This window comes from Streptomyces sp. NPDC094143 (genome assembly GCF_040303825.1).
Taxonomy (GTDB): Bacteria; Actinomycetota; Actinomycetes; order Streptomycetales; family Streptomycetaceae; genus Streptomyces.
Window position 1 is genome coordinate 1 of record NZ_JBEOTZ010000080.1, and the last position, 12415, is coordinate 12415.

Annotated in this window: 1 protein-coding gene; it reads left to right on the forward strand. The window is 77.1% G+C overall.

What is annotated here, in order from left to right; genetic code table 11:
• The coding region (locus ABTZ58_RS39050; RefSeq protein ID WP_351367931.1) for a type I polyketide synthase at positions 1 to 12415 on the forward strand (12415 nt) is incomplete at both ends.

A 12415-nucleotide genomic window follows, 5' to 3' on the forward strand; every position in this document is an offset into this window, starting at 1 on the left:
GTGATCAAGATGGTGGAGGCGTTGCGGCGCGGTGTGCTGCCGGCGACCCTGCACGTGGACGAGCCGTCCTCGCGGGTGGACTGGTCGGCGGGCGCCGTGCGACTGGTCACCGAGCGCGTGGAGTGGCCGTCGGTGGACCGGCCGCGTCGGGCGGGTGTCTCCTCGTTTGGGCTCAGCGGCACCAACGCCCACGTCATCCTCGAACAAGCCCCGCAGGAGATGGCCGCCCCGGCCGACCCCGCGGTCCTGCCCGTGATCCCCTGGGTGCTGTCCGGGCGCGGTGCCGATGCGCTGCGCGCGCAGGCCGCCCGGCTGCTCGACGCCGTACGCTCGGCCCCCGACGCCGACCCCCTGCGGATCGCCTCGGCGCTGGCCACCTCCCGTACCCCCTTCGAGGACCGCGCCGTCGTGCGAGGCCGTTCCCGCGAGGAACTGCTGGCCGGTCTGGCCGAGTTGGCAGCCGGTGAACCCACTGCCCAGGTCACCGTCGGCACCGTCGCCGAGGGTCGCACGGCGTTCCTGTTCTCGGGCCAGGGTGCGCAACGCCCCGGTATGGGGCGTGAACTGTACGAGGCGTTCCCGGTGTTCGCGGAGGCCTTCGACGCGGTGTGCGCGCACGTGGGCGGCGAGCTGAAGGACGTCGTCTTCGGCGACGACGCGGAGCGTCTGGGGCGTACGGAGTGGACGCAACCCGCCCTGTTCGCCGCCGAGGTGGCGCTGTTCCGGCTGCTGGAGTCCTGGGGCGTGCGCCCGGACTTCGTCGGCGGCCACTCCATCGGTGAGATCGCGGCCGCTCACGTGGCCGGGGTGCTGTCCCTGGAGGACGCCTGCACGCTCGTGGCAGCCAGGGGCCGGCTGATGCAGGCCCTGCCCGAAGGCGGCGCCATGATCGCGGTGGAGGCCGCCGAGGAGGAGGTGCTGCCGCTGCTGGAGGGGCGTGAGGTGTCGGTGGCCGCGGTCAACGGCCCTCGCGCCGTGGTGATCGCGGGCGCCGAGGCGGCTGTGTCCGAGGTCGCCGACGAGCTGGCCGCACAGGGCCGCCGCACCACCCACCTGCGCGTCTCCCACGCCTTCCACTCGCCGCTGATGGAACCGATGCTGACGGAGTTCCGTCAGGTCGCCGAGCGCATCACCTACGCCGCCCCGTCCCTCCCGGTCGTCTCCAACATCACGGGACAGCTCGCGGCCGAAGGGGAGTTGACCACCGCCGAGTACTGGGTCCGCCACGTCCGCGAGGCCGTCCGGTTCGCCGACGGCGTCGCCGCCCTCGCGGCGGAAGGCGTCACCCGGTTCGTCGAGCTCGGCCCCGACGCCACCCTCACCGTCCTCACCCGCACCGTCCTCGGCGACGCCACCGACCCGGTCTGCGTGGCCGCGCAGCGCAAGGACCGGTCCGAGGCGGATGCCCTGACCGCCGCACTCGCGACCCTGCACACGACGGGCGCGCAGGTGGACTGGGCCGCGGTGTTCGGTGCCACCGGAGCCGCCGGTGCCACCGGAGCCGCCGGCGCGGCCGATGCCGCCGGCACCGTCCCGCTGCCCACCTACGCGTTCCAGCGCCGCTGGTACTGGCCCGAACCGCGCCGTGCCGACGAGCGGGTGGCCGGGACCGCGGCGTCCGCCGCGCCCGCCGAGGACGCCTTCTGGCAGGCCGTCGAGCGCGGTGACACCCGCGAACTCGCCGACGCGCTGCACCTGGACGACAGCACCCTCGGCACCGTGCTGCCGGCGCTGTCCTCCTGGCGGCGCGCCACGACGGAGCGGCTCACCGCCGACTCCTGGCGCTACCGCATCCGCTGGCAGCGCCTCGACGGCGCCGCCGCCCAGACCGGTCCGGACACCCGACGGTGGCTGCTGCTCCAGTCCGGGGCCGGGGACGACCGTGCGCTCAGCGGCATCGAGGAGTTCCTGCCCCGGATCGAGCGCCTGGCCTGCCCCGCGGAGGCCGACCGGACCGTGCTGGCCGGGCTGCTCGCAGCGGCCGCCGAGGGTGACCCGGTCGCCGGAGTGCTCTCCTGCCTGCCCGGCGTCGGTGCGGCCCTGGCCGTCGTCCAGGCCCACGGCGATGCCGGGCTCACCGCGCCGCTGTGGCTGCTGACCAGCGGTGCCGTCGCCGTCGGCGGCGGCACGGAGGCCGTCGTCGAGCCGGGTGCCGCCGCCGTGTGGGGGCTGGGCCGCGTCGCCGCGCTGGAACACCCCGACCGCTGGGGCGGGCTGCTCGACCTGCCCGCCCGGCCGGACCGCCGTGCCCTCGCCCGCGCCGCCGGCGTCCTGGTCGCCCGGACCGAGGACCAGGTCGCCGTCCGCGGCGGCACCGCCCACGCCCGCCGCCTCGTCCCCGCTCCGGCGCCCGCCGCCGCGACCGAGGAGTGGACCGCGCCCCCGCGTGTCCTCGTCACCGGCGGCACCGGGGCCCTCGGCTCCCGGGTCGCCCGCTGGGCCGTCGAGCACGGCGCCCGCGAGCTCGTCCTCACCAGCCGCCGCGGCCCCGACGCGCCCGGCGCCGACACCCTGCGCGCCGACCTCGCCCGGCTCGGCGCGAAGGTCACCGTCGTCGCCTGCGACACGGGCGACCGCGACGCCGTCGCCCGGCTGCTGGCCGCCCACCCCGTCGACGCCGTGGTGCACGCCGCCGGCGTCCTCGACGACGACGTGATCACCGACTGCACGCCGGACCGGCTCGCCGCCGTCCTGCGTGCCAAGGCCGACACGGCCGACCACCTCGACGCCCTCACCCGCGACAGCGACCTGTCGGCGTTCGTCGTGTTCTCCTCCATCGCCGGCGTGTGGGGCAGCGGCGGACAGGCCGCCTACGCCGCCGCCAACGCCCACCTCGACGCCCTGGTGGAACGCCGCCGCGCCCAGGGCCTGACCGGTACCGCCGTCGCCTGGGGCCCCTGGGACGGCACCGGCATGGCCGCCGACCCGCGGGCGCAGGAGACGCTGCGCCGTCGTGGACTGCGCCCGCTCGACCCGGACGCGGCACTGACCGCGCTCGGCCGCGCGCTCGCCGCCCGCGACACCGCCGTCGTCGTCGCCGACGTCGACTGGGCCCGGTTCGCGCCCGCGTTCACCACCGGCCGCCCGAGCCCTCTGCTCGCCGACCTGCCCGAGGCCGCCGCGCCGGCCACCACCGGCCCCGCCACCGCGTCCGCCACCATCGCGGGCGGCGCACTGCGCGACCGGCTCGACCCGCTGCCCGCCGAGGAGCGCGACGCCGTCCTGCTGGAGCTGGTGCGCCGCCGCGCCGCCGTCGCGCTCGGCCACGCCGACCCGGCCGCGGTCGCCGAGGGCCGCGCCTTCCGCGACATGGGCTTCGACTCGCTCACCGCCGTCGAACTGCGCGACGACCTCACCGCCGAGACCGGCGTCGCCCTGCCCACCACCCTCGTCTTCGACCACCCCACCCCGGCCGCCGTCGCCGCCCACCTGCGCGAGCGGATGTACGGCACGGGCGAACAGCGGTCGGAGACGGCCGTGGTGACCACCGGCACCGACCCGGTCGTCATCGTCGGCATGGGCTGCCGGCTGCCCGGTGGCGTCGACGGCCCCGACCGGCTGTGGGAGCTGCTGGCGAGCGGCGGTGACGCCGTCGGCGGGTTCCCCCAGGACCGGGGCTGGGACCTCACGGCCCTGCTGGAGGCCAGCGACACCCTCTCCGGCGGCTTCCTCGCCGACGCCTCCGCCTTCGACGCCGCGTTCTTCGGCATCAGCCCCCGCGAGGCCCAGGCCCTCGACCCGCAGCAGCGGCTCTTCCTGGAGACCTCCTGGGAGGCGCTGGAGCGCTCCGGTGTCGCCCCCACCTCGCTGAAGGGCTCCCGCACCGGCGTCTTCGTCGGCGCCGGCAGCTCCGGCTACGCCACCGGCCTCACCGAGGTCCCCGAAGGACTCGGCGGGCACCTGCTCACCGGTCAGGCCGGCAGCGTGGTCTCCGGCCGCGTCGCCTACACCCTCGGCCTGGAGGGCCCGGCCGTCACCGTCGACACGGCCTGCTCCTCCTCGCTGGTCGCCCTCCACCTCGCCGTGCAGTCGCTGCGCTCCGGCGAGTGCGACCTCGCCCTGGCCGGCGGCGTCACCGTCATGGCCGACCCGGGCGCGTTCGTCGAGTTCAGCCTCCAGGGCGGTCTTGCCCCCGACGGCCGCTGCAAGGCGTTCTCCGACGACGCCGACGGCACCGGCTGGGCCGAGGGCGTCGGCGTCCTCGTCGTCGAACGGCTCTCCGACGCGCGCCGCAACGGCCACCCGGTCCTCGCCGTCGTCGAGGGCACCGCCGTCAACCAGGACGGCGCGTCCAACGGCCTGACCGCCCCCAACGGACCCTCCCAGCAGCGCGTCATCCGCCAGGCCCTCGCCTCGGCCGGACTCTCCCCGGCCGACGTGGACGCCGTGGAGGCGCACGGCACCGGCACCACCCTCGGCGACCCCATCGAGGCGCAGGCCGTGCTGGCCGCCTACGGCCAGGACCGGCCCGCCGACCGCCCGCTGTGGCTGGGCTCCGCCAAGTCCAACCTCGGCCACACCCAGGCCGCCGCCGGAGCCGTCGGCCTCATCAAAATGGTCCTCGCCCTGCGCGAGAACACCCTCCCGCGCACCCTGCACGCCGAGCGCCCCTCCTCGCGCGTCGACTGGAGCACCGGAAACGTCCGGCTGCTGGACGAGCCCGTCGCCTGGCCCGCCGGCGACCGCCCCCGGCGCGCCGGTGTCTCCGCCTTCGGCGTCTCCGGCACCAACGCGCACGTCATCGTCGCCGAACCGCCCGCCGGGCCCGCCGCCGTGGCCCACCCCGCCGAACGCGCCGAGCGCACCGTGGCGTGGGCGCTGTCCGCGGGCGGCCCGGCCGCGCTGCGCGACCAGGCCGCCCGGCTCCTCGCCCACCTTCAGGACCGCCCCGGGGCGCACCCGGCGGACGTGGCCCACGCCCTGGCGTTCACCCGCGCCCCCCTGGAGCACCGCGCCGTCGTCACCGGCACCGGCCGCGACGCCCTGCTGACCGGCCTCGCCGCGCTCGCCGAGGGCCGCAGCGCACCCGGCGTCGTCACCGGCGACACCCTCACCACCCAGGGCGGCACGGTCTTCCTCTTCGCCGGACAGGGCACCCAGCGCCCCGGCATGGGCCGCGCCCTGTACGACGCCTTCCCGGCCTACGCCGACGCGTTCGACACCGTGTGCGGGCACTTCGACGGGCTGCTGCCGCGACCGCTCGCCGAGGTCATGGCGGACGCCGACGCCGGCACCCTGAACCGCACCGAGTACGCCCAGCCGGCCCTGTTCGCCGTCGAGGTCGCCCTCCACCGGCTGCTGGAGTCCCTCGGGGTGCACCCCTCCCACCTCATCGGCCACTCCGTCGGCGAACTGGCCGCCGCCCACGTGGCCGGGGTGTTCTCCCTGCCCGACGCCTGCCGGCTGGTCGCCGCCCGCGGCCGGCTGATGCAGGCCCTGCCCGAGGGCGGCGCCATGATCGCCGTGGAGGCCGCCGAGGAGGAGGTGCTGCCCCTGCTCGCCGGCCGCGAGGACACCCTCTCGCTCGCCGCCGTCAACGGTCCCCGCTCGGTCGTCGTCGCCGGGGACGAGGACGCGGCCGACGCCGTCGCCGCGCACTTCGCCGCGCTGGGCCGCAGGACGAGCAGGCTCCGCGTCAGCCACGCCTTCCACTCGCCGCACATGGAGGCGATGCTCGACGAGTTCCGCGCCGTCGCCGCCGGCGTCGCGTACGCCGAACCGCGCATCCCGGTCGTCTCCGACCTCACCGGCCGGCCCGCCGCCCCCGGCGAACTCACCGTCCCCGAGTACTGGGTACGGCACGTCCGGCACACCGTGCGCTTCGCCGACGGGGTCGCCGCCCTCGAGGAGCTGGGCACCGCCCGGCTCGTCGAACTCGGGCCCGACGCCACGCTGACCGCCCTCGCCCAGACCGCCTGGCGGGGCAGCGCCCCGCTCGCCGTGCCCACGCTGCGCGAGGACCGGGACGAGACCGAGACCCTGCTGACGGCCGTCGCCGCCCTGCACACCCGCGGCGTCCCGGTCGACTGGCGCGCCCTGCTCGCCGTCACCGCCCCCGGCTCCCGCCCGGTGGAACTGCCCACCTACGCCTTCCAGCACCGCCCCTACTGGATCGCGCCCACCGCGGCGTCCGGCGACCCGGCCGCCGCCGGACTCGTCGCCGCCGACCACCCCCTGCTCGGCGCGGTCGTCCCGTCCGCGGTCGACGACACCCTGCTGCTGACCGGCCGGCTGACCGCCGACGGCAACGGCTGGCTCGCCGCGCACCGGCTCGGCGGGACCGCCGTCCTGCCGAGCACCGCCTTCCTCGACCTCGCCCTGCACGCCGGTGCCGTCGCGGGCCGACCGCAGGTCCGCGAACTGGTCCTGGAGAGCCCGCTGCCGCTGCCCGAGCACGGCGGCGTCGCCCTGCAGATCCGCGTCGAGGCCCCCGACGCCCGCGGCGACCGCCCCTTCGGCGTGTACGCCCGCGCCGCCGCCGGCACCACCGCCGGCTGGACCCGGCACGCGGGCGGCATCCTCACCGCCGACACCGACGCCCTTTCCCTTCCCGCCCACGACCTCACCGCCTGGCCGCCGCCCGGCGCGCGGCAACTGCCCACCGACGGCCTGTACCCGCGACTGCGCGAGGCCGGTCTGGACTACGGGCCCGTCTTCCAGGGCCTGCTGGCCGCCTGGCGGGACGACACGGCCGTGTACGCGGAGGTCGCCCTGCCCGCCCGGGCCGCGGACGAGGCCGCCCGCCACGACCTGCACCCGGCCCTCCTGGACGCCGCCCTGCACCCGCTGGGCCTCGGCGCCTTCGACGGCCTCGGCGACGGACGCGTACTGTTCTCCGCCGGACCGGCCCGCCTCCACGCCACCGGCGCCACCACCCTGCGGGTCCGGCTCGACCGCACCGGCCCCGACACCCTCGCCCTCACCGCGGCCGACGCGGTCGGCGACCCCGTCCTGCAGATCGGCTCGCTGCTGCTGCGCCCGGTACCCGGCGTCACGCCCACCAGCACCACGGCTCCCACGGCCACGACGCGGGAGCCGGCCCCGGCGGCCGAACCGGCCCGCCGCCGCGCCGCCGCCCGCACCCAGCCCGCCGGCAGCCCGCTGGAACGGCTGGCCGCCAGGCCCGCCGCCGAACGCGTCCGCACCCTGCTCGCCACCGTCCGTGACCGCACCGCCGCCGTCCTCGGCCACGCCGGCGCCGACGACATCGAGCCAGCCCGGCCCTTCACGGACCTCGGCCTGACCTCGCTCACCGCCGTGGAGCTGCGCAACGGCCTCAGCGCCGCGCTCGGCGTCACCCTGCCCGCCACCCTCGTCTTCGACCACCCCACCCCCGCCGCGCTCGCCGCACACCTCGCCGACGACCTGTTCGGCACCGCGAGCGCGGACACCCCCGCGGTCGCGGCCCGGCGCCCCGTCGACGACGACCCGATCGCCGTCGTCGGCATGGCCTGCCGCTACCCCGGCGGCGTCAACAGCCCCGAGGACCTGTGGGACCTGGTGCGCGCCGGAGCGGACGGCATCTCGCCGCTGCCCACCGACCGCGACTGGAACCCCGAGCGGCTCTACCACCCCGACCCCGACCACCCCGGCACCGTCTACACCCGCGAGGGCGGCTTCCTGCACGACGCCAGCAGCTTCGACCCGGCGTTCTTCGGCATCTCCCCGCGCGAGGCCCTCGCCATGGACCCGCAGCAGCGCCTGCTCCTGGAGGTCTCCTGGGAGGCCCTGGAGCGGGCCGGCGTCGACCCGGCCGGTGCCCGCGGCTCCGACACCGGCGTCTTCGCCGGCGTCACCTACCAGGACTACGTCACGATCCTCGCCGCCTCCGACGACAACTTCGAGGGCTACGTCGGCACCGGCAACTCGCCCAGCGTCCTGTCGGGCCGCGTCTCCTACGCCCTCGGGCTGGAGGGCCCGGCCGTCTCCGTCGACACCGCCTGCTCCTCCTCCCTGGTGGCCCTGCACCTCGCCGCGCAGTCCCTGCGCCAGGGCGAGTGCTCGCTCGCCCTGGCCGGCGGCGTCACCGTGATGTCGACGCCGGGCTCCCTCATCGAGTTCAGCCGCCAGCGCGCCCTCGCCGAGGACGGCCGCTGCAAGCCCTTCTCCGCGGACGCCGACGGCGCCAGCTGGGCCGAGGGCGTCGGCATGGTCGTCCTCGAACGGCTCTCCGACGCCCGGCGCAACGGCCACCGGGTCCTCGCCGTCATCCGCGGCAGCGCCCTCAACCAGGACGGCGCCTCCAACGGCCTGACCGCCCCCAACGGCCCCTCCCAGCAGCGCGTCATCCGCCAGGCCCTCGCCGCCGCCGGACTGACCCCGCAGGACGTCGACGCCGTCGAGGCGCACGGCACCGGCACCACCCTCGGCGACCCCATCGAGGCGCAGGCCCTCATCGCCGCCTACGGCCAGGACCGCGCCGAGGACCGGCCGCTGTGGCTCGGCTCGCTGAAGTCCAACATCGGGCACAGCCAGGCCGCCGCCGGTGTCGGAGGCGTCATCAAGATGGTGGCGGCGCTGCGCGAGGGCGTCCTGCCCCGCACCCTGCACGCCGAGAACCCCACCCCGCACGTCGACTGGAGCGCCGGCCGCGTCGAACTCCTCACCGAGGAACGGCCCTGGCCCGACACCGGCCGCCCCCGCCGCGCCGGCGTGTCCTCGTTCGGCATGAGCGGCACCAACGCCCACGTCATCGTCGAGCAGGCCCCCGACGACACGACCGTACGGCCGCTCGCCACGACCGAACCGCCCGCCGTGCCGGTCCTGCTGTCCGCCCGCACCCCCGCCGCGCTGCGCGCCCAGGCCGCCCGGCTCCGCACCCACCTGCGCACCCGGCCCGGCACCCCGCTCACCGACCTCGCCTACACCCTCGCCGTGGGCCGCGCCGCCTTCACCCACCGGGCCGCCGTCCTCGCCGACGACGCCGCCGACCTCGACGAGACGCTCGCCGCGCTGGCGGCCGACGGCCCGCTCACCGGGCCCGCCCTGCTCGCCGACGCCGTGCCGGGCGCCGCCGAACCCGTCCTCGTCTTCCCCGGGCAGGGCGCCCAGTGGGCCGGAATGGGCCGCGAACTCCTCGCCGAGTCACCGCAGTTCGCCCAGTGGATCGACCGCTGCGAGCAGGCCCTCGCCCCGTACGTCGACTGGTCGCTGAGCGCCGTGCTGCGCGGCGACGACGCCGCCGCCGACCTCGGCCGCGTCGACGTCGTCCAGCCCGCCCTGTGGGCCGTGATGGTCTCCACCGCCGCCCTGTGGCGGGCCCACGGCATCCGCCCCGCCGCCGTGGTCGGCCACTCCCAGGGCGAGATCGCCGCCGCCTGCGCGGCCGGCGCGCTGTCCCTGGAGGACGGCGCCCGCGTCGTCGCCCTGCGCAGCCGCGCCCTCACCCGCATCGCCGGCACCGGCGGCATGATGTCCGTGCCGCTGAGCGCCGACGACACCCGCGCCCGCATGGCCCCCTGGGAGGGCCGCCTCGCCCTCGCCGCCGTCAACGGCCCGTCGTCCTCCGTCGTCTCCGGCGAGGTGGGCGCGCTGGAGGAGATGTACGCCGCGCTCGTCGCGGACGGCGTGCGCGCCCGCAAGGTCAACGTCGACTACGGCTCCCACTCCCCGCAGGTCGAGGAGATCGAGGACACCGTCCGGGACGCCCTGGCCGGCATCGAGCCCCGCGAGAGCGACATCCCCTTCCGCTCCTCCCTGACCGGCGAGTGGCTGGACACCACCGCCCTGGACGCCGGCTACTGGTACACCAACCTGCGGGAGACCGTCCGCTTCGAGGACGCCGTGCGCGGTCTGGTCGCCGCCGGCCACCGCTCCTTCATCGAGGTCGGCCCGCACCCGGTGCTCGCCGTCGGGCTGCGCGACAGCCTCGACGCGGCCGGCGTCGACGGCGCCGTCCTCGGCTCGCTCCGCCGGGACCAGGGCGGCCTGCGCCAGTGGCTCACCGCGCTCACCGAAGCCCACCTGCACGGCGTGGACGTCGACTTCGAGACCGTGTTCGCCGGCACCGGCGCCGTCCGCACCGACCTGCCCACCTACCCCTTCGAGCACCGCCGCTACTGGCCCGCCGTACGGGGGACCACCACGGCCGACGCCGCCAGCGGTTCCCCCGCCGCCGACTCCGTCGAGGCCCGCTTCTGGGAGACCGTCGAACAGGAGGACGTGTGCGGCCTCACCGAGGCTCTCGACCTCCCCGCCGACGCCCCGCTGAGCAGTCTCCTGCCCGCGCTGTCCCACTGGCGGCGCGCCGGCCGCGAACGCGCCACCGCCGACGCCCTGCGCTACGCCGTCTCCTTCAGCCCCCTCACCCTCGGCGCCGCCGCCCTCACCGGCACCTGGCTGCTCCTCACCCCCGCCGCCGAGGCCGGACAGGACGCCACCGCCGACCACGTCGCCGACGCTCTCACCGCGGGCGGCGCCCGCACCGTCCGCCGGATCGCCCTGCCCGACGGCGCACCCGACCGCGCCGCGATCGCCGCCCTGCTCACGGCCGGTGACGAGGACACCGGCCGGCCCGCCGGAGTGCTGTCCCTGCTCGCCCTCGACACCCGCGACCACCCCGGCCTCCCGGGCGTCACCGTCGGCCTCACCACGACCCTCGCCCTCGTGCAGGCCCTCGGCGACCTCGGTGCCGGCGCCCCCCTGTGGTGCGCCACCCGCGGCGCGGTCGCGGTCGGCACCGCCGACCCCGCCCCCGTACCCGCCCAGGCCCTGGTCTGGGGCTTCGGCCGGGTCGCCGCACTGGAACACGCCGACCGCTGGGGCGGCCTGATCGACCTGCCCGCCGACCTGGACGCCCGCACCGGCACCCGGCTGGCCGCCCTCCTCGCCGACCCCGGCCAGGAGGACCAGATCGCGCTGCGCGCGGCCGGCGCCTTCGGCCGCCGCCTGGTGCACGCCCCCGGCACCGCCGAGCCGACCGAGCCCTGGAAGCCCTGCGGCACCGTCCTGGTCACCGGCGGCACCGGCGCCCTCGGCCGGCACGTCGCCCGCTGGCTCGCCGACCGCGGCGCGACCCGCCTGGTGCTGGCCGGCCGCCGCGGCGCCGACGCCCCCGGAGCCGGCGAACTGCGCGACGAACTCGCCGCCCGCGGCGTCGACGTCACCCTCGCCGCCTGCGACGCCGCCGACCGCACCGCCCTCGCCGACCTGCTCGCCGGCCTCCCGGCCGACCAGCCGCTCGACGCCGTCTTCCACGCCGCGGGCGTCCTCGACGACGGCGTGATCGACTCCCTCACCCCCGAGCGCATGGCGGGCGTCCTGCACGGCAAGGCCACCGCCGCCCGCGTCCTGCACGACCTCACCCACGACCTGGACCTGTCCGCCTTCGTCCTGTTCTCCTCCACCGCCGGCGTCCTCGGCGGCGCCGGCCTCGGCAACTACGCCCCCGGCAACGCCTACCTCGACGCCCTCGCCGCCGAGCGCCGCGCCGCGGGCCTGCCCGCCACGGCCGTCTCCTGGGGGCTGTGGGCCGACGGCGGCATGGTCACAGACGCGGCGGGCGAGCGCATGCGCCGCCACGGCGTCCACCCCATGGACACCGGCACCGCATGCCAGGCCCTCGGCCGGGCCCTCGACCTCGGCGACACCCACGTCGTCGTGACCGACCTGCGCTGGGACACCTACGCGCCCTCCTTCACCGCGCCCCGGCCCAGCCACCTGCTGGACGAACTGCCCGCCGCCCGCCGGGCCCTGGACGCCGCCGGCAACGACACGGCGTCCGACACCGCCGACATCTCCTCGCTGCACGCCCACGTCGGCGCCCTGCCCGAGTACGAGCGGGCGGACGCCGTCCTGGGCATCGTGCGCAGCCACGTCGCCGGCGTCCTCGGCCACCCCTCCGCCGACGCGGTCGACCCCGCCCGGCCCTTCACCGACCTGGGCATCGACTCGCTCAGCGCGGTCGAACTGCGCAACGGCATGAACCGCATCACCGGCCTGCGCCTGCCCAGCACGCTCGTCTTCGACCACCCCACCTGCCGGGACCTGGCCGACTTCCTGCTCGCGCAGGTCGCCGCGGACACCGGCACCGGTGACACCCCCGCCCCGGCCGCGGCCGACGCCGTCCACCGCGCGCCCGCCGCGGAGGACCCGATCGCCATCGTGGCCATGGGCTGCCGTTTCCCCGGTGGCGTGCACACCCCCGAGCAGCTGTGGGACATGCTGCTGGCCGGCGAGGAGGGTTTGGTGCCCTTCCCCGAGGACCGCGGCTGGGACCTCGGCGTCCTCTTCGACGCGGAGCCCGGCAGGACGGGCACCGTCGCCACCCGCACCGGCGGCTTCCTCGGCGACGCCGGCGGTTTCGACCCGGCCTTCTTCAACATCTCGCCGCGTGAGGCCCTCGCCATGGACCCGCAGCAGCGGCTGCTGCTGGAGATGGCGTGGGAGACGTTCGAACGGGCCGGGATCGATCCGC